The following is a 19,250-nucleotide window of genomic DNA, read 5'->3' as shown; positions in this document are numbered from 1 at the left end:
GGAACTAAGCGTTAACTTAACGAGCAACCCATGAACATATCGAAATTCTTCATCGACCGGCCGATCTTCGCGGGCGTGCTGTCCGTGGTGATCCTGCTGGCCGGTGTGATCGCACTGTTCCAGTTGCCGATCTCCGAATACCCCGAGGTCGTGCCGCCGTCGGTGGTCGTGCATGCGCAGTATCCGGGCGCGAACCCGAAGGTGATTGCCGAAACCGTGGCCGCGCCGCTCGAAGAGCAGATCAACGGCGTCGAGAACATGTTGTACATGCAATCGCAGGCGAACAGCGACGGCAATCTCACGCTCACCGTCACGTTCCGTCTGGGAACCGACCCGGACAAGGCCACGCAGCTCGTGCAGAACCGCGTCAACCAGGCGCTGCCGCGTTTGCCGGAGGACGTGCAGCGCCTCGGCATCACGACGATCAAAAGCTCGCCGACGCTCACGATGGTCGTGCACCTGATCTCGCCGAACAACGCGTACGACATGACCTATCTGCGCAACTATGCGCTGCTCAACGTGAAGGACCGCCTCGCGCGCATCCAGGGCGTGGGCGAAGTGCAGTTGTGGGGTTCGGGCGACTATGCCATGCGTATCTGGCTCGACCCGCAGAAGGTCGCGCAGCGCAATCTCACGGCCAGCGATGTCGTCAACGCCATCCGCGAGCAGAACGTGCAGGTGGCCGCGGGTGTGATCGGCGCGTCGCCGAGCGTGCCGGGCACGCCGCTGCAACTGAACGTGAATGCGCGCGGTCGCCTCCGTACCGAAGGCGAATTCGGCAACATCATCGTCAAGACGAATCCCGATGGCGGCGTGACGTATCTGCGCGATATCGCGCGCATCGAACTCGCGGCATCGGAATACGGCCTGCGGTCCTTGCTCGACAACAAGCCCGCCGTCGCGCTTGCAATCAACCAGGCGCCGGGCGCGAACTCGCTCGCGATTTCCGACCAGGTGCGCGCCACGATGAAGGAGCTCAAGCACGACTTTCCTGCCGGGGTGGACTACCGCATCGTCTATGACCCGACGCAGTTCGTGCGCTCGAGCATCGAAGCGGTCGTGCATACGCTGCTCGAAGCGATCGTGCTGGTCGTGATCGTGGTGATCGTGTTCCTGCAGACGTGGCGCGCGTCGATCATTCCGTTGATTGCCGTGCCGGTGTCGATTGTGGGGACGTTCTCGCTGCTGCTCGCCTTCGGCTTCTCGATCAACGCGCTATCGCTCTTCGGCATGGTGCTCGCGATCGGGATCGTCGTGGACGATGCGATCGTCGTGGTGGAGAACGTCGAGCGCAACATCGCGAGCGGCCTTTCCGCGCGCGACGCGACCTACAAGGCCATGCAGGAAGTGAGCGGGCCGATCATCGCCATCGCGCTCACGCTCGTCGCCGTGTTCGTGCCGCTTGCGTTCATGAGCGGTCTCACGGGTCAGTTCTACAAGCAGTTCGCCATGACCATCGCCATCTCGACGGTGATCTCGGCCTTCAATTCACTGACGCTATCGCCCGCGCTTTCCGCGCTGCTGCTGCGCGGTCACGACGCAAAGGAAGACTGGCTCACGCGTGCGATGAATCGCGTGCTCGGTGGGTTTTTCCGCTGGTTCAACAAGGTGTTTCATCGCGGCTCGGAGTCGTATGGGCGCGGCGTGCACGGCGTGCTGCACCACAAGGGCGCCATGCTGATGATCTACGTCGTGTTGATCGGCGCAACGGTTCTGATGGCGCGCGTCGTGCCTGGCGGTTTCGTGCCTGCGCAGGACAAGGAGTATCTGATCGCATTCGCGCAACTGCCTAACGGCGCGTCGCTCGACCGCACCGAAAACGTGATTCGCGACATGAGCGCAATCGCGTTGAAACAGCCTGGCGTCGAAAGCGCGGTGGCATTCCCGGGTCTTTCGGTCAACGGCTTCACGAACAGTTCGAGCGCGGGCGTGTTATTCGTCACGCTCAAGCCGTTTAAGGAGCGCGGCGGCAAGGCGCTTTCGGCGGGGGCGATTGCGGGTGCGCTGAACCAGCAGTACGCGCAGATCAAGGATTCGTTCGTCGCTGTCTTTCCGCCGCCGCCGGTGCTCGGTCTCGGCACGCTCGGCGGCTTCAAGATGCAGCTGGAAGACCACGGCGCCGTGGGTTACGCGGCGCTCGATCGCGCGACCCAGGACTTCATGAAGCGCGCGGCGACGACGCCCGAACTCGGGCCGACGTTTTCGAGCTACCAGATCAACGTGCCGCAATTGAACGTCGATCTCGACCGCACGAAGGCGAAGCAGCTTGGCGTACCCGTGACGGACGTATTCAACACGATGCAGATTTATCTGGGCTCGCTCTACGTGAACGACTTCAACCGCTTTGGCCGCGTGTATCAGGTGCGCGTGCAGGCGGATGCGCCGTTTCGCCAGCAGGCCGACGACATCCTGCAGCTGAAGACGCGCAACGCCGCGGGCGAAATGGTGCCGCTATCGTCGCTCGTGACGGTGACGCCCACCTACGGTCCTGAGATGGTGGTGCGCTACAACGGCTACACCGCCGCCGACATCAACGGCGGTCCTGCGCCGGGTTATTCGTCGGGCGAGGCGCAGGCAGCGGCGGAACGCATCGCGGCCGAGGTCTTGCCGCGCGGCGTGAAGTTCGAATGGACCGATCTCACCTACCAGCAGATTCTCGCGGGGAACGCGGGCATCTGGGTATTTCCGATCAGCGTGCTGCTCGTGTTTCTCGTGCTGGCCGCGCTCTACGAAAGCCTGACGCTGCCGCTCGCGGTGATCCTGATCGTGCCGATGAGCGTGCTGTGCGCGCTAACCGGCGTGTGGCTCACGCGGGGCGACAACAACATCTTCACGCAGATCGGCCTGATGGTGCTGGTGGGACTGGCTTCGAAGAACGCCATCCTGATTGTCGAATTCGCGCGTGAGCTCGAACACGACGGCCACACGCCGTTCTCCGCGGCCATCGAGGCGAGCCGGTTGCGTCTGCGGCCGATTCTGATGACGTCGATCGCATTCATCATGGGCGTCGTGCCGCTCGTGCTGTCGACAGGCGCCGGTTCGGAGATGCGTCATGCGATGGGTATTGCAGTGTTCTTCGGCATGCTCGGCGTGACCGCGTTTGGTCTGTTGCTGACGCCGGTGTTTTATGTCGTGTTGCGCACGATTGCGGGCGGCAAGATCCACGTTGCGCAGAAGGACAGTGCGCGCACGACGCGACCGACGGTCGATGCCTGAGGAGAAGAAAAACATGACTCACTATTCCGTTGAAGACCGCTTGCCGGGAAATAGCGTTGCGTGGGGGCGCATCACGCGGATCGCAGCGTCCGTCGCGCTCTTTGCGTGGCTCGCGGCATGCTCGGTCGAGCCGACGTATCGCGTGCCCGATGCAGCCGTTCCAGCCGCATTCAAGGAAGCCCAGCGGACGCCCGCGGGTCCGCACGATGTCGGCACCTGGACGCCCGCGCAACCTGCCGATGCCGCGCATCGCGGCCAGTGGTGGACGATCTTCGGCGATCCGACGCTGGACGCGCTCGAACAGCAGGCGCAGGCCGCGAACCAGGATCTGAAGGCGGCCGCCGCGCGCGTGCAGCAGGCGCGCGCGGTGACGCAGGCGGCGCGCGCGTCGTGGTTCCCTTCGTTCGACGCGGGATTCGGACCGACTTACGAGCGTCTTTCACCCGCTTCGCAGTCTCTGCCGCAGAACACCAACGTGCCGACGCAAACGCTCTGGCGCGCGCAAGGAACGGCGTCGTACGAGGCGGATCTGTTTGGCCGCGTGAGTTCGAACGTGAACGCTGCGCGTGCCGATGCGCAGCAGAGCGAGGCGCTGTTCCGCTCGGTGCAACTGACCTTGCAGGCCGACGTCGCGCAGAACTATTTCCAGTTGCGCCAGTTCGACTCGAATGTCGATCTGTACCGCCGCACCGTGGCGCTGCGTGAAGATGCGCTCAAGCTCGTCGAACGCCGGTTCAAGGAAGGCGATATCAGCGAACTCGACGTCGCTCAGGCGCGCAACGAACTCGCGAGCGCGCGTGCCGATGCAGTGGGCGTTGCGCGTCAGCGCGCGGCGTCGGAACACGGTCTTGCGATCCTGCTCGGCAAGGCGCCGGCGGACTTCACGTTCCCCGAGACGCCGCTTGCACCCGTTGCCGCGCAGGTGCCGCCGGGCCTGCCTTCGACGCTGCTCGAACGCCGTCCCGATATCGCGGCGGCGGAGCGTGCGATGGCTGCCGCGAACGCGCGCGTGGGCCTCGCGAAGTCGGCGTTCTTCCCGAAACTCGATATCACGGGCGCGTTCGGCTTCGAGTCGGCGTCGCTCGGCGATCTCTTCATGTGGTCGAGCCGTGCGTTCCTGCTCGGGCCGTTCGCGGGCACGGCGCTCACGATGCCGCTCTTCGACGGCGGCCGTCGTCGGGCGAATCTTGCGCAGTCGCGCGCGAAATACGACGAGGACGTCGCGCAGTATCGCCAGCAGGTGCTCGTGGCGTTCCGCGAAGTCGAGGACAACCTCTCCGATCTGCGCCTGCTCAGCGACCAGATTCGCGAGCAGGACAATGCCGTCGACGCGTCGCAGCGCTCGGCGCATCTGTCGCGCACGCAGTATGAAGAAGGCGAGGTGAGCTATCTGAACGTGATCGATAGCGAACGTTCGGTGCTGGTCGCGCAATTGCAGGCGAGCCAGCTACAGGGTTCGCAGGCTGTCGCGACAGTCAATCTGATTCGCGCGCTGGGCGGCGGCTGGGATGGAATGAAGGCTGACGATCAGCCGCGCGATGGCGGCGCTTCGGCGCCCGCACCGCTCGCTTCACGCTGAATTGTTCGCGCGCAGCCGGGAGGAATACGGGAAAAGAAAAAGAAAAAGCGCTTTACCGTCCGGTGCGCTGAACGCACCGGACGGCTTCGCGTCTTGGTCTTGTTTTGGTCCTGTCCGGGTGGGCCCGGATCTTGTTTCCTCGCTCAAGCAGCCTCGGCGATGCCGCCCGATGTAACCGGGTGGTCGCTTTCGGTCTGCGTGGCGCCCCGTCGCGCCGCAGCCGCCTTTTTCGTCTTGCCCGCGCGCGAAGGCGGCTGGCATGCGCCGCACACGACGTTATGCTGAAGGTCGTGACGGTGCGCGACGAATTTGCCGCCGCAACGGCAGCAAGGCGTCAACTGCAGAATATCGGCATCGAAAAACCGCACCAGGGTCCACGCACGCGTGAGATCGAGCACGGGCTCGGTCTCGCTGTGGCGGCAGTGTTCCAGATACAGACGGAACCCCTTGGTGAGCGCGTCGAGATGCGAGCAACGCGCTTCGTTCTTGAGGAAAAGGTACGTGTTGTAGAACAGCGAAGCGTGAATGTTCGCCAGCCACGTCATGTACCAGTCGGCCGAAAACGGCAGCATTCCTTTCGGCGGCGACACGCCGCGGATCTCGCGATAGAGGCGGATCATGCGGTCGCGCGAGAGGGTCAGCTCGCTTTCGAGCACTTGCATTCGCGCGCCCAGCTCGATCAGCGCGATCGCGCGAAATACCTCTTGAGCGTCTTCGGTGAGGCTGCGCCGCGTCATGGACGTGCTCCTCAGGCGAATTGCCCAGCCGGCTGTCCTGCAAGCAGGATAGCTGCGTGAGTGGTTGCCACGTCCGCATGCTTTGCCGTCTGCGTAAGCGCGGACAACATCGAGTGATCGTCGAAGCGGAACAGGCAAAGGAGCTGGTCGGAAGCAGCCAGCCTGACGATCTGAGCGAGCGACAGCCCGGCAAGCAGTTCGGCCAGTTCCGACGACAGACCCAGCCGGAACATACCGACTGGCCTATCCTCGCGCAGCATGCGCTGCGCAAGCATCAGGTACGACAAATTAATCTCGCGGATAGAATCCAGCGTCTCGCTGCTGCGGTCCATTTCTCAGTTTCCGAAGCCCCGAATCATTAACGCCACGGCTTTTGCCGTCGTTGTGCTTTCTGGTCCATTTGTGCCGACCGTCGCTCTTTTTTGTTTCCTGGCGGGGCCTGGCTAATTGATACAAGGTGTTACAACTCGTAACACCTTGGCCGGAATTGTATGAGGTGGTTTCTCGAAAATCAATCCCTGTCACAAAAAAATCATTGTTTGTGAACAATGATTTCGGTAAGTTTTTCTGATATTTACGTTTGCTTGTATGACAACGTTGCGACGATGCAGATCAAACGCTCGTATGGCGCACATGCCCGTCAAATATGGCTTACAGGTGGAGGCTTCGTTGCGAAAGCAACTATCGGCGTGGGGAGTGTTGGCGAGATAAGACAACCAGGCGTTTTCGAGTATTAACAGCGCGAGTAAAAAATGCGCAATGCAACATTAATACATCGGAAGATTTAAATGTAACAAATGGTCGCGCCTTTGATACAACTTCAGAGCGCACCGCATTCGCCGACTGGTGTCATGCAAGACTACACAATGCGTGTGACGTTCGTTGTTACGAACCGCTTTTCACGCTGTGACGCATCGTCGCAGGCGACGCGAGTAAGATGCACCGGATGCACCACAGATAGAAGAAGTGCGGCGCGTGTGGCCCGGCCTGCCTGATGTCGCGGCCTGCGGAATACACGCGCAAACGTTGACCGGAAGAGCAGGAGCGAGCTTTATCCGCCAACGTGCGATCGCCTAAAATGAAATGTCAAAGTTCGGCGGCGTGGCGAGGAGAGTGCCATGAGGGAAACCGTAGCTGCTTATCTTCTGGGTCCAGCCGTGATGCTGGCGGTGTGCGCCGCCATGTGGGCAGTGTCGCGTCGCAGCCGGGGCATTCTTGAGGCGCGCCTCGCGCGCTGGCTCGAAGCCCATCGCGGCCACGGCCTGCGTCACAAGCATTGAGCGTGCCAGCACTGGCCCGTTCAGTGAGAACCCGCATTGCGTGCCGCGCGCGTACAGGGCGCGGGCCGCGTGCGGCGTGCGGTGCTTCAAAGGTCGGGAAGCGGTCAAACGGCGCGAAGCTGCGCGCCATATACCAGGTAATCCGAATCAATTCTGATGGCAATGGCTTCAGAGCCTGCTGTGCTCCCGTCGCAATGCGACGGTGGCTGGCGTGTGTCGTCGCGGGAACTGTGCGCGGGCTGCGAGGTCATTCCGTCAATACATACCGGAGCACGCCATGACGCGAACCGCTGAATCCCTGGTCATCTTCATCGCCCGCATTGCGCTTGCTGTCCTGTTCCTGTGGGGCGGCGCGATGAAGCTGCTCGGTTACGCGGGCTTCATGGGCTACCTTCACACGAAGGGTGTTCCTTACGCGACGATCGCCGCGCCGGTTGCCGTGGCGGTCGAACTGCTCGGCGGCATCGCGCTCGTGATCGGCGTGCGCACGCGTGCAGTGGGTTTTCTGCTGGCCGTGTACACCATCGCCACGGCGGTTTTCGGCCACGATTTCTGGAACATCGCCGACGCCGCCCAGCAGCAGGACGCGGTCGTCCACTTCTGGAAGAACATTGCGATCGCAGGCGGTTTCCTGCTGCTGATGGTGACCGGCGCGGGGCGAGCCTCCATCGACGCAATGCGTGAGACGCACAGCGGGCGGCGCGGTTAAGGCCGCAATTCGCCGGGCGGCAAGGGAGCATGCCTTGATACAGAACTTCGATTTCACCGTGGGCGGCAAGACGGAGCAGCTCTGCGCGAGTCTTGCCGAGGACGGCACGCATCGTGTGCTGATCAGCTACGCGGACTCGGCGAAGACCCTGGTGATACTTGATGCGACCGGCCTGATCGGTGCGCTGAAGGTCGAGCTGGAAGAGCCGGACCGTTTGATTGCCCACGCCGTGCAGCGCGCACGCAGCGAAGGGCTCATCGAACGCGCGATCGCCACCGGGACGATTCAGGAAGCGTCGCTTTAACAGGCAGACAGTCAGGCGCCGTCCAGCGCGTGCAACGCATGCACGGCGTTCAGCGCGAGCCGTCGAGCCGCGTTGCGCCAGGTGCGCGTCCCGGCGCAGGAACGGCGTCCTGCCGCACGAACCACGCAAACCCCGCTGCGGCGAGCAAGAGTGCTGTCGAGATGGCGGTATCCGCGTGCAGGCCCGCCACCACCTGGGCCGCGGCGCCCGTGCCGCTCAGCGCGCCGAATGCAGCGACGCCCACAGCGCCGCCCGCCTGCCGCGCCGTGTTGAGCAACGCCGATGCCGTGCCTGCGCGAGCCGGTTCGACTGAGGCGAGCACGGCGGTGGTCATGGCAGGCACGGCGAGTCCCATTCCCAAAGGAATCAGCAGGCACGGCGCGAGCACGGCGGCGAGCGGTGTGGCCGCATCGATCACGCTCAACAGCGCATAGCCCGACGCCGCGACGAGCGCGCCCACCATCATCGGCAAGCGCGCTCCGTAGCGCGCAACAGCGTGACCGCTCGCGAGATTCGAAAGCAGAAAACCGCCGGTGAGCGGCATGAACGCGAGGCCCGCCTGCAACGGCGACTCGCCGCGCGCGTGCTGAAGATAGAGCGCGAGCACGAAGACCGTGCCGTAGTACGTGAGGTTCACGCAGACACCGAACAGCACGGCTGCGCTGAATGTCGGGTGGCGCAGCATGGCGAGCGGCAGCATGGGATCGGCGATGCGCGCTTCGAGCCGGATGAACATGCACAGCGCGACGAGCGCCAGCGCGAAGCCGCCGATCACGGCAGGGTGTGCGAAGCCGAGCGGGCGCCATTCGATCACGGCGCCCGTGAATGCCGTGAGCGCGACGATCGCGAGTAACTGGCCGCGTACGTCGAGGCTGCGCACAGCGGGCCGTTGTGGCGCGCCTGCATGATTGCCGGGGGGAGCGCGGTGCGACGCGGGAACCCAGGCGAGCGTCGCTGCGAGTCCTGCGACGCACAGCGGCAGATTGACAAGAAAAATACTGCGCCAGCCGAACGCGGCGATCAGCAGCCCGCCCGCGACGGGACCCGCGGCAATCGAGATCGCCCCCGCCGCAGTCCAGAAGCCCACGGCCCGTGCTCGCAGCGCGCGATCGTGGCGGCACGCTTCGTTGAGCAGCGCGAGCGAGTTCGGCAACATCAAAGCGGCGCCTGCGCCCTGGACGGCGCGCGCAGCGATCAATGCGGCGGGCGCATTCGCGAGACCGCAGGCAAGCGAAGCGAGCGCGAACACGACGAGGCCCGCCGCGTACATCCGGCGTGCGCCGTAACGGTCGCCGAGCACGCCGCTCGATAGCATCAGTACGGCGAAGGCGAGCGTGTAGGCGTCGACGATCCATTGCAGGCGCGCGACGCTCGCGTTCAGATCGGCGGCGAGCCGCGCGAGCGCGATGTTGACGATGGTGACGTCGAGTTGCGTGACGATGAAGCCCGCACTCACGGTTGCGACGATACGGATGAGGGCGGGCGTGAAGCGGGCCGGGGGCATGGATGCGTGTGTCATGCGTCCATGTTAGGGCGAGGCCTGGCCGCGATGTTTCAGTGCGACGTGAAGTATCGCCGCAGCGGCCGCGATGTGTACGACGCGTCGCACGCATGCACGCATGCGATGTATCGCGCATAGCGTTGCGGAGCGCTCGATCCGGCAGGCGCGAGAGCGTGGTAAACCCTCCTCACGAAATCGGATTGCTCTCATAGCCGAATGACTCGGTTATCCACAGAATGCCGTCGACTAATCACCTCATCGAACAGGCGGTTTATATGCGTATCGCGGTCCTTCATCGTAACGAGGCGCAACGTGGACAAATCGCGTGTGTGCTCGCGCAGAGCGGGCACACATGTGTGCCGTTCAGCGACTGGCCTGTTCTTTCCAAAGCGCTCGCCGCATCGACGCTCGACATGCTGGTGCTCGACTGGCAAGGCACGCGGCTCTCGGCCCCTGCTGTGCGCAAAGCTGTGCTCAAGACTGCACGTGTGCCGGGCGGCAGCCAGATACCCATACTGTTCGCGTCGGAGGACACTTCGGAGGACAGCATCGTGCGCGCGTTCGCCGTGGGCGCCGACGACTACGTGAGCCTGCCGGTGTGTCCGCTGGTGTTCGGCGCGCGCGTCAACGCACTGCTGCGGCGTGCGTTTCCGGAACGCTACGACGACATCACACTCCTTGCCGGACCATACCGGCTCGACACGCGTCGCCAGATCGTCTTCGTTCGCGGCAAGCCGGTGGCGCTTTCAGGCACGCAGTATCGGCTCGCGTTGCTCTTCTTCGCGAACGTCGGGCGGGTGCTGTCGCGTCGCCATATCTACACGATGGTGTGGGGACGCGACTTGTGCACGCCCACGCGCACGATCGACAGCCACGTATCGCGGCTGCGCGTGCTGCTGGATATCGACGAACCGAACGGCTTCCAGCTGGAGCCCGTCTATCGGACCGGCTATCGTCTGATGGACCTCGCGCACGATGCGGGAGTGGGCGAATCCGGCGCGCCGTGACGCGCGCCTCCATTTCAGGCGCGCAAAAAAACCGGCGGTGCGCTTAACGCGCACCGCCGGTTTTTTCTTGCGTTCGCGCAGGTTCGCGCGGGTTTGCGCTGGCGTCAGCGTGCGAGACCGAGCCCCTGGAGCACGGCGTTGCCCGCCGACGTGAGCCGGATTTTCGCGGCGCCCGAAGCGCTGCTCGGCACCTGCTCGACGAGGCCGGCTTCCTGGAGCATCGGAATTTCGGGTTTGGCGGACGCGTCGATGGGCGCGTGCAGCAGCAGCAACAGCGTTGCGAGTTCGTGATGGCTCAGCAGCCGTCGCAGGATCGTGCGCTTCGCCGGCTTCACGGCCGCCTGCTGCGGATTGAATCGTTCCTGGGTCATCGGATCAGAACTCTTCACGGGTTCCTCCTGCTGGGTGTTATTTGGTCCGGCCGATGATGCGGGCCAAGACTTAAACGATTCTTAAAACCGGCAGCCAAAATGTGTCGCGATGCTACACGACGTTACGTCCGTAAAAGTATGTAAATCGGATTCCGCCCAGGGTATCTGCCGATGGCGGATCAGGGGGCGCAGATCTTGCTCGCGCCCTCGATCCAGAGATTCGACGCGTGGCGTTTACCCGCGTAGAAGCGGTAGGTGGTGACGCCCTGGTCGGCGCGCACCTTGATGACGTTCGAATCACCGAATTCGAGCATTTCGCCCTGCGGCAGCGCACTCGTGCGAAAACTCGCGCCGTGCCGCCCCGCCTGGGCGGTCAGGCACTCGATCACGTCGTGGACCGACCGGTGGGTCGTCGTGTCGATCACCGGCTGGCCCGAATCCGGGTTGCTCTGGAACCAGGCGCACGCGCCGAGCGTGAGCGTGAAGACAAGCGGCAGAGCGGAATACTTCATGTTTCTCCTGTGGGAAGGCGCGCGGCGTGGCCCGCGCCGGGGCGTAGTCGACCATACGGCGGCGGCCATACAGCGGCCATACATTATGTCGGCATCGTGACGTGTCCGGGGGCCGCGCGGGTCGCGCGGGTATGACTGTTGCGGCGTTGCGACTGTCGGATTGGAGGCCAACATAAGGCCGTACGCGTTCCGACATAGCGAGATAGACTATAAATCAGGTGCCGTTCCGTGATCTGGCGAGACGTCAGGGAGACTACGTATGAACCGCCCGTCGATCCGCTTTCCATTTCGCACCTTCGGTGTGGGTGTGGCCTCACTTTGGCGGTGGGTCAAGTGGGGCTTCGTCGTCACGCTGCTCGCCGCGATCGTCATCATTGCGCGCATCGTCCAGATCGAAATCGACACCTCGCGCCTGCAGGCGCACTACCTTTCGGAACTCACGCGCGACATCGGCTTCGCCGTCGAAAGCGGCCCAAGCCACAACATCCGTTTTCCCACGACGAATGGGCCTTACGATGTGCGGCTCGGCTACGCGGAACTGCCTGCGTTCGAGCGGCGGCTCACGGCGCACGGCTTTGCCGTTGCCGCCCAGGCGCGCGATTCGGAGCGCATGATGGCGCTTGCGGACGAAGGGCTCTTCGTGCCGTATGAAGAAAAGGATCAGGCCGGCCTCATGCTGCGCGATGCCGACGGCACGATGCTGTTTCATACGCGCTATCCGCAGCGCGCCTACGAGAATTTCAATGCCGTGCCGCCGCTCGTGCGCGACTCGCTGCTCTTCATCGAAGACAAATACCTGCTCGCCGAAGATCAACCCAATCGCAATCCGGCCATCGACTGGGGCCGTTTTAGCCGCGCGCTCGTCGATCAGGGCAAGCGCGTCCTGAACCGGCATCAGCAGACGCCGGGCGGCAGCACGCTCGCCACGCAGATCGAGAAATTTCGCCATTCGGACGGCGGCCGCACCGCGACGCCGCCGGAAAAGCTGCGGCAGATCGCGTCGGCTTCGGTGCGCGCGTATCTCGATGGCCCGCAGACCATGGCTGCGCGTCAGCGCATCCTGGTCCGCTATCTGAATTCCGTGCCGCTTTCGGCGAAGGCGGGCATCGGCGAAGTGAACGGCATCGGCGATGGTCTCGCCGCGTGGTACGGCCGCGACTTCCACGAAGTGAACGCCATCCTGCGCGAACCGGTGTCGTCGGCGACGCTCGCCGAGCAGGCGCTCGCCTTCCGCCAGGTGCTCTCGCTGCTGATCGCGCAGCGCGCGCCGTCTTACTTCCTCGTACGCGACAATCCGGCGCTCGCGAAACTCACCGATAGTTATCTGCGCCTGCTCGCGAGCGGCGGCGTCATCACGCCCGCGCTGCGCGACGCGGCGCTCGGCACGACGCTCACGCTCGACCGCACGAAGCCGCAGCATGTCGCCGCGTCGTATCTGGAGCGCAAGGCGGTGCTGTCGCTGCGCACGCAACTGATGCAGACGCTCGGACTGAAGACGCTTTACGATCTCGACCGCCTCGACGTCAGCGCGACCGCGACGCTCGACGAGAGCGTGCAGCAGGCCGTGAACGCGCGCCTCGCCGACGCCATGACGAAGGACGGCGCGCGAGCGGCGGGACTGGTGGGCTTCGAGATGCTCAGACCCGCCGACGATCCGTCGAAGATCGCCTACAGCTTTACGCTCTTCGAGCGGCGCAACGGCGAAAATCTCGTGCGCGTGCAGACGGACAGCGTGAACCAGCCGTTCGACATCAATTCCGGCGCGCGCATGAATCTCGGCTCGACGGCCAAGCTGCGAACGCTCATTACGTACCTGCAGATCGTGAGCGACCTGCATGCGCGGTACGGCGCGCTCACCGCGAAGGAGCTGCGCGCGATCCAGCCCGATCCGTCCGATGCGTTGACGCGCTGGGCGCTCGACTATCTGTCGAAGACGGATGATCGCTCGCTGCATTCGATGCTCGAAGCGGCGGTCGAGCGCAAATACTCGGCGAATCCGGGCGAAACGTTCTATACCGGCGGCGGCGCGCAGAGCTTCAACAACTTCGATTCGAGCGATAACTCGCAGATTCTCACGGTGCAGCGCGCGTTCCAGCATTCGGTGAATCTCGTGTTCGTGCGTTTGATGCGCGATATCGTCCGCTACGAGATGATTCAGACCTCGGGACCGCCGCCGCAGTGGCTCGACAATCCGCTGGTGCGTACCGCGTACCTCACGCGCTTCGCCGACGGCGAAAGTCAGGTCTATATGAAGCGCTTCTACACGCGCTATCAAGGCAAGAGCGCCGACGATCAACTGGCGATCCTGTTGCAACATACGCGCAAAGGTCCGGCGCGCATCGCAACGGTGCTGCGCAGCGTAGTGCCGGACGGCTCGCAGACGTGGTTCGACGCCCAGATGCGCGCGCAACTGAAGGGCACGAAGTTCCAGTGGCTCGACGACGGGGATCTGGCGAAGGAATACGACAAATACGCAATCGATCGTTTCAATCTGAACGACCGCGGTTATATCGCGGGCGTGCATCCTCTTGAACTGTGGCTGCTGAATTATCTGCGTGCGCATCCCGATGCGACGCTCGACCAGATTCAGAAGGACAGCAAGGACGTGCGCCTCTATACGTATCGCTGGCTCTTTAAAACGAAATACCACTTGACGCAGGACCGGCGCATTCGCCACATGATCGAACTGCGCGCCTACGATGCGATTGGCCAGTCGTGGCGCGCGCTCGGCTACCCGTTCGAGAACATCACGCCTTCGTATGGCGCGGCGATTGGCGCTTCCGGCGACCGGCCCGCGGCGCTCGCGAACCTGATCGGCCTCATCGCGAGCGACGGCCAGAAGCTGCCGACGCACAGCTTCGAGTCGCTCGACTTCGCGCGCGGCACGCCTTACGAAACGCGCTTCGTGCACGGTGATTCGAAGCCTCAACCGCTCGTCTCGCCGGAGATCACGCAGGTGGTGCATGAGTTGCTGACGTCGGTGGTGGCAGGCGGGACGGCGCGGCGCCTTGCCGACGGCATGACCTTCAAGGACGGGCGCACGCTGGAGGTGTACGGCAAGACCGGCACGGGCGATCAGCGCTTCAACGTTTATGCGCCGGGTGCGCGGCTGATCGAATCGCGCAAGGTGAACCGCACGGCGACCTTCGTATTCGTGATCGACAACCGGTTCTACGGCACGCTCACGGCGTGGGTGCACGAACCGTATGCGGCGCGCTATACGTTCACGAGTGCGTTGTCGGTGCAACTACTCAAATCGCTCGCACCTGTGTTGCAGCCATTGCTCGAGGATCGCGGGTCGCCTGGCGGATTGAAGCCCGAAGTCAAGCGCGGCAAGTTGCAGGTGACGATGTACGATTTGCAGACGGGCGCGGCACGCGAAGTTTCATGGCAGCCGTCCGCGGATGCGCGGGACTCGATCCGGTAGTTTGATCATCGTTTGAGCACGCGCAGCGTTGGGAAAATGCATGATTGAAGGGGCACCCGTGGTGCCCCTTCTAGTTTGGTGCGTAAAAATCTGGATGACTGAACAAGCGCGCGGTGCTAAATCGCGAAGCAGCGAACGCACGCCGCTTCGCGATCGCGCATTTCAGCCGCGGTCGCGAAGCAGACGGTCTCTCATTACCACCCGCCCGGGGGCGGGACCGATCCCGGAGGCGGAGGCGGCATGAAGCGCTGCGCACCCTGCATCGGCGTCGTCATCATGCGGCCCTGAACCGGGATGCGGTTGCCGCTCGCGTACATGCATTGCAGGTACGCGTAGTCGAAGCGGCGCTGGATGTCGAAGGAGGACCCCTGGACGTTGCTCATGCCAACGGCGCTGCCCGTAAGCAGTCCCGCGCCCGCGCCGACCGCGGCACCGCGGCCGCCGCCGAACGCGGCGCCAGCCGCCGCGCCGAGTGCCGTGCCGACCGCCGCGCTGCCCACAGCGGTATTGGTCGCAGCCTGATTGGTCGTTTGGCCGCCCACCTGCTGGAAGGCGAACGCGCGGCACTGCGCGTCATCGGCGCGGAACTGGTCGAAGGTTTTGCCCGCACCCGGCAGCGCCATCACGCTCGGCCCGGTGGGGACGACGGAGCATGCGCTGACGAGACCTGCGGTGACGAGTAGCGCGAGGTAGGTCGTTTTCATTGGAACCTCGATCTGGTCTGGAAGGTTTAGTTCTCGGGAGCGGGTTGGGCGGGAACCGGGCGCCAGCCCGACGCACACTGCTTCACATACGGGTAGTACGTCCGCGATGCGTCGCAGTAATACCAGGTGTCGCTGTTATCGGCTTCGGGATCGTCTGCCGCACCCGCCGGACCTTGCGAATACGGCGAATACGCCTGATCGTCGGGGCCGGATGGCGGCTGACCTTGTTCGATCCAGGTAGGCGGTTCCGGAGGAGGTGCGACGATGACCGGCCCCGGTGCGTAGTAATAAGGCGCCGGGTAGTACCAGGGCGCGCCGACGCCCACCCCGACGGCCCAACGCGCCGCATGGGCTGCGCCGCTCGCGCACACGATGGCGGTCGCGATGGCCCCGAGGATCACTTTTGACCTGTTCACAACTTTCTCCAGAACGGATGCCTGGGACGCGGATGCGCCCACTCGTTAATTATCGAACGCTATGACATCGCGCGTGCCAATGCAATTACGTGGATTGCACTGATTTTTCGAGTTGTTACAAGTGCCTGGCGCGTGGGTGCCGCGAATGCTCGCTTTTGGGCCGGATTGGTTTGCGAGTTCGTATGAGCAAGGATAGCGCCAGTAACAATTCGATGGCGCCTGCGCGGCGAATAGCCGTACGCATGGGCTGAATGCGGCCCGCGCGGCGGTGTGCCGCGGAGAAACCTCAGACGCTTACGCTTCGAGCGCAAGCGTGGCAAAAGACGCGAGCCAGTGCTCGCCCATGTAATATTCCGCGACATGCCCGAGCGCGCTTTGCAGATGTGTCTGCGCCGCTTCGCGCAATACGGCCGCGCGCGCATCGTCAGGCGGCAACGTGCGCGCGAGCGTGCGCTGGCACCACGCGCGGCTCAGGTTGAGGCCGTCCAGGTGCGCGATTTTTCCATCGGTGCGATCCGTGACCGTGGCGGGCGTGAAGAGTGTGCGCGGCTGGCGTGCGGTCAGATCGGGCAGAAAGGCGTCGAACCAGCGGGCGAATTCGGCGGTGGGCAGCACGCGGCTCATCAGCACGGCTTCCATCAGGGCTGGCGAGAGAAACTCGTCGCCTGAAGGCTCCCAGGCCTGGCACCCGGCATCGTCCTGATACCAGCGCCGCGCGGTTTGCTCGATTAACCTCACTAGCCCGTCCTGCGCGGTTTGCCGCGCGAATGCTAGCGCGAGTGTCAACGCAAACGCGGTATTGAAGTGCGTGCCCACGCGGATGGGGTACGTCGCCTTCGGCAGAAATTCCTCGAAACGCTCGACAAACGCCTGCGTGAGCGGTGCGAGCGTGCGCGCCCAGCGTGTTGCTTGCGGCGTTTTCATCGCATCGAGCTGCGCCGCGAGCGCGAGCAGCCACGCCCAGCCGTATGGGCGCTCGAAGCCGCGGTTGTGCGGCAGGTCGAGATAGGCGCGCTCGCCGGCCATTTTCTCGTCCGTGAAGTGTTCGTCGATCACCGCGACGATGTCCGGCGCTTCGGGCAGATCCGGAAAGCGCGTGAGCAAACGCGCAATCAGCCAGTAGCCATGCACGCACGAATGCCAGTCGTAGCTGCCATAAAACACCGGATGTAACGCACGCGGCGACTGCACGTCCGCTGGACCGGCAAGCGCATGCGTGAGCTTGTTCGGATACTCGCGCGTGAGATGCGAGAGCGCGAGCGAGGCGAAGCGGGAGGCGATCGGGGCGGTGAGCGTGTCGGTCATGGCTGCGGTGCGCGGCGGCGGGAGGACAGCCGTCAGCGTACGGCAGATTTAGCCGGGCGTGGCGGTGTCGCCCGGCTTGCGCGCCGTGCGCTCGCTCTCGAGCCGGCGCATGGCTTCGCCCACGTCCTGGCTGAATTGCGCGAGTGCGGCCAGTTCGATATTGGGCGGCTGAAGGGCGGCCCACAGCACGTCGATGAGCCGCTGCGCAGTGGCTTCGATATCGGTGCGCCGGTTGCCGAGCGTCGCATCCCAGAGGACATGCTCCATCGGCCCGAAGACCAGCGAGCGCAGGAGGCGCAGCGGCATGTCGTTGCGGATCTGGCCGCTATCCTGGCCGCGCGCGAGCACGCGCATGAGCGGCGCGGTGTAACGGCGCTGCATTTCGGTAAGCGCTTCGCTCAGATCGTGATGGCGCGTGCGGCCTTCGGAGAGCACGAGTGAGCAGATGCCTGTGCCGCTTTCGAGCATCAGGCGCAGATGCATGCGCACGATGAAAGCGAACTGTTGCCGCACGGTGCCGTCGCGCGGCAGTCCCGCCTCGATTGCTTCGATCGATTCGTCATACCAGTCGCCGATGACGCGCGCGCAGAGTTCGCGCTTGCCGCGAAAGTAGCTGAACACGGTGGCTTCGGATACGCCGAGCCGCTGCGCGATCTCGGCCGTGGTCGCGCGCTCGTAGCCCTTTTCGGAGAACACGTCGCGGCCCGCTTGAAGGATCTCCTTCACGCGCTGCTGCGATTTGCGCCCGGCGGGCTGCCGGCGCGAAGCAGGTAGGGCGGTTCGGGTTGCGGCCAGCATGTTGAGTGACGGTCAGTTTATGGCGGGATTGTGGTGAATTATTGATGAATTTTTGTGGATCAGGCAAGCGTTTTGCCCGGATAGATAAATTTGAGCGTTACTCAATTATACCTATTGACGCATACGTAAATGTGGCGTGAAATGTGCATCCGTGGGGCGACGCTGGATGCCCGGATCGATACAGGAGACACTCATGAGCAATGTACCCGGACTGCAGTTCCCCCTCGGCGAAGAAGTCGAAATGCTGCGCGACAGCATCGCCACCTTCGCGGCAAAGGAAATCGCGCCGCGCGCGGCCGAAATCGATCGCACCGACCAGTTCCCCATGGACCTGTGGCGCAAGTTCGGCGATCTGGGCGTTCTCGGCATGACCGTCTCCGAGGAATACGGCGGCGCCGGCATGGGCTATACCGCCCACATGGTTGCGATGGAGGAGATTTCGCGTGCGTCCGCATCGGTCGGTCTTTCATATGGCGCGCACTCGAACCTGTGCGTGAACCAGATCCACCGCAACGGCACCGAAGCGCAAAAGCGCAAATACCTGCCAAAACTCGTCTCGGGCGAACACGTCGGCGCACTCGCCATGAGCGAGCCGAATGCGGGCTCGGACGTCGTCAGCATGAAGCTGCGCGCCGACAAAAAAGGCGACCGTTACGTGCTCAACGGCACCAAGATGTGGATCACCAACGGCCCCGACTGCGACACGCTCGTTGTGTACGCAAAGACCGATCCGCAAGCCGGTCCGCGCGGCATCACGGCCTTCATCGTCGAGAAAGGCATGAAGGGCTTTTCCGTGGCACAGAAGCTCGACAAGCTCGGCATGCGCGGCTCGCACACGGGCGAACTGGTGTTTCAGGACGTCGAAGTGCCCGAAGAGAACATCCTCGGTCAGCTCAACGGCGGCGTGAAGGTGCTGATGAGCGGCCTCGATTACGAGCGCGCCGTGCTCGCGGGCGGCCCGACCGGCATCATGGCCGCAGTCATGGATGCCGTCGTGCCGTACATTCACGACCGCAAGCAGTTCGGTCAGGCAATCGGCGAATTCCAGCTTATCCAGGGCAAGGTCGCCGATCTCTACACCACGTTCCAGGCGTGCCGCGCGTATCTCTACGCCGTGGGACGCCAGCTCGACACGCTCGGCACGGATCACGTGCGCCAGGTGCGCAAGGATTGCGCGGGCGTGATTCTCTATACCGCCGAAAAGGCAACGTGGATGGCAGGCGAAGCGATCCAGATTCTCGGCGGCAACGGCTATATCAACGAGTATCCGGTCGGCCGCCTGTGGCGCGACGCGAAGCTCTATGAAATCGGTGCGGGCACAAGCGAGATCCGCCGCATGCTGATTGGCCGCGAGCTTTTTGCTGAAACGATGTAACCCTGCTGC

The 19,250-nt window shown here is 63.7% G+C and carries 17 protein-coding genes; 8 read left to right on the top strand and 9 right to left on the bottom strand.

Annotated features, from left to right (window positions below; translation table 11 throughout):
- The first annotated feature begins 30 nt into the window (after positions 1-30).
- Both Q0L30_RS09015 and Q0L30_RS09010 read left to right on the top strand, forming a co-directional pair.
- Complete coding sequence (locus tag Q0L30_RS09015) at positions 31-3,216, top strand: efflux RND transporter permease subunit (protein WP_296654096.1); 3,186 nt, start codon at positions 31-33, stop codon at positions 3,214-3,216.
- 13 nt (positions 3,217-3,229) lie between these two features.
- Complete coding sequence (locus Q0L30_RS09010; RefSeq protein ID WP_296654094.1) at positions 3,230-4,795, top strand: efflux transporter outer membrane subunit; 1,566 nt, start codon at positions 3,230-3,232, stop codon at positions 4,793-4,795.
- Between the two features lie 143 nt (positions 4,796-4,938).
- Here Q0L30_RS09010 and flhC read toward each other — a convergent pair whose 3' ends face one another.
- Together flhC and flhD are read right to left on the bottom strand one after the other, a co-directional pair.
- A complete protein-coding gene (gene flhC, locus Q0L30_RS09005) occupies positions 4,939-5,532 on the bottom strand; it encodes a flagellar transcriptional regulator FlhC (RefSeq protein ID WP_296654091.1) in 594 nt (197 codons plus the stop codon).
- An 11-nt stretch (positions 5,533-5,543) separates the two neighbouring features.
- A complete protein-coding gene (gene flhD / locus Q0L30_RS09000) occupies positions 5,544-5,864 on the bottom strand; it encodes a flagellar transcriptional regulator FlhD (RefSeq protein WP_293034844.1) in 321 nt (106 codons plus the stop codon).
- Positions 5,865-6,650: 786 nt separating this feature from the next.
- Between flhD and Q0L30_RS08995 the strand changes: the two genes are divergently transcribed.
- From Q0L30_RS08995 to Q0L30_RS08985, 3 genes are all read left to right on the top strand, one after another.
- Positions 6,651-6,812, top strand: coding sequence for a hypothetical protein (locus Q0L30_RS08995; protein ID WP_296654083.1), 162 nt, complete (start codon positions 6,651-6,653; stop codon positions 6,810-6,812).
- Positions 6,813-7,089: 277 nt separating this feature from the next.
- Positions 7,090-7,521, top strand: coding sequence for a DoxX family protein (locus tag Q0L30_RS08990; protein WP_296654080.1), 432 nt, complete (start codon positions 7,090-7,092; stop codon positions 7,519-7,521).
- A 34-nt stretch (positions 7,522-7,555) separates the two neighbouring features.
- On the top strand, positions 7,556-7,825 hold the full coding sequence (locus tag Q0L30_RS08985; RefSeq protein WP_296654077.1) for a hypothetical protein: 270 nt from the start codon (positions 7,556-7,558) through the stop codon (positions 7,823-7,825).
- Between the two features lie 49 nt (positions 7,826-7,874).
- Here the strand turns inward: Q0L30_RS08985 and Q0L30_RS08980 are convergent, their stop codons facing one another.
- Positions 7,875-9,344: an MFS transporter gene (locus Q0L30_RS08980; protein ID WP_296654074.1), complete on the bottom strand. Its 1,470-nt coding sequence runs from the start codon at positions 9,342-9,344 to the stop codon at positions 7,875-7,877.
- A gap of 257 nt (positions 9,345-9,601) precedes the next feature.
- Here Q0L30_RS08980 and Q0L30_RS08975 point away from each other — a divergent pair, with 257 nt between their 5' ends.
- On the top strand, positions 9,602-10,333 hold the full coding sequence (locus tag Q0L30_RS08975; RefSeq protein WP_296654071.1) for a response regulator transcription factor: 732 nt from the start codon (positions 9,602-9,604) through the stop codon (positions 10,331-10,333).
- Between the two features lie 104 nt (positions 10,334-10,437).
- Here Q0L30_RS08975 and Q0L30_RS08970 read toward each other — a convergent pair whose 3' ends face one another.
- Complete coding sequence (locus Q0L30_RS08970; RefSeq protein ID WP_296654143.1) at positions 10,438-10,704, bottom strand: hypothetical protein; 267 nt, start codon at positions 10,702-10,704, stop codon at positions 10,438-10,440.
- Between the two features lie 179 nt (positions 10,705-10,883).
- Entirely contained in the window at positions 10,884-11,216 is a 333-nt protein-coding gene (locus Q0L30_RS08965; RefSeq protein WP_296654068.1) for a hypothetical protein, read from the bottom strand.
- 259 nt (positions 11,217-11,475) lie between these two features.
- Here Q0L30_RS08965 and Q0L30_RS08960 point away from each other — a divergent pair, with 259 nt between their 5' ends.
- Complete coding sequence (locus Q0L30_RS08960; RefSeq protein WP_296654066.1) at positions 11,476-14,643, top strand: transglycosylase domain-containing protein; 3,168 nt, start codon at positions 11,476-11,478, stop codon at positions 14,641-14,643.
- A 194-nt stretch (positions 14,644-14,837) separates the two neighbouring features.
- On the opposite strand, the gene Q0L30_RS08955 is transcribed toward Q0L30_RS08960, so the two are convergent.
- From Q0L30_RS08955 to Q0L30_RS08940, 4 genes are all read right to left on the bottom strand, one after another.
- Positions 14,838-15,347: a YMGG-like glycine zipper-containing protein gene (locus Q0L30_RS08955; RefSeq protein ID WP_296654063.1), complete on the bottom strand. Its 510-nt coding sequence runs from the start codon at positions 15,345-15,347 to the stop codon at positions 14,838-14,840.
- Between the two features lie 26 nt (positions 15,348-15,373).
- Positions 15,374-15,763: a hypothetical protein gene (locus Q0L30_RS08950; protein ID WP_296654061.1), complete on the bottom strand. Its 390-nt coding sequence runs from the start codon at positions 15,761-15,763 to the stop codon at positions 15,374-15,376.
- 294 nt (positions 15,764-16,057) lie between these two features.
- Positions 16,058-17,068 (bottom strand): DUF2891 domain-containing protein, encoded by a 1,011-nt coding sequence (locus Q0L30_RS08945; RefSeq protein WP_296654059.1) that lies wholly within the window; start codon positions 17,066-17,068, stop codon positions 16,058-16,060.
- Positions 17,069-17,116: 48 nt separating this feature from the next.
- Entirely contained in the window at positions 17,117-17,866 is a 750-nt protein-coding gene (locus Q0L30_RS08940; protein WP_296654056.1) for a TetR/AcrR family transcriptional regulator, read from the bottom strand.
- Between the two features lie 193 nt (positions 17,867-18,059).
- Between Q0L30_RS08940 and Q0L30_RS08935 the strand changes: the two genes are divergently transcribed.
- Complete coding sequence (locus Q0L30_RS08935; protein WP_296654053.1) at positions 18,060-19,241, top strand: isovaleryl-CoA dehydrogenase; 1,182 nt, start codon at positions 18,060-18,062, stop codon at positions 19,239-19,241.
- Positions 19,242-19,250: the final 9 nt, after the last annotated feature.

This window comes from Paraburkholderia sp. (assembly GCF_024281035.1).
In the GTDB taxonomy this organism is placed as follows: domain Bacteria; phylum Pseudomonadota; class Gammaproteobacteria; order Burkholderiales; family Burkholderiaceae; genus Paraburkholderia.
Note: the sequence above shows the minus strand (reverse complement) of the source record. Positions and strands in the feature narration are given on the sequence as shown.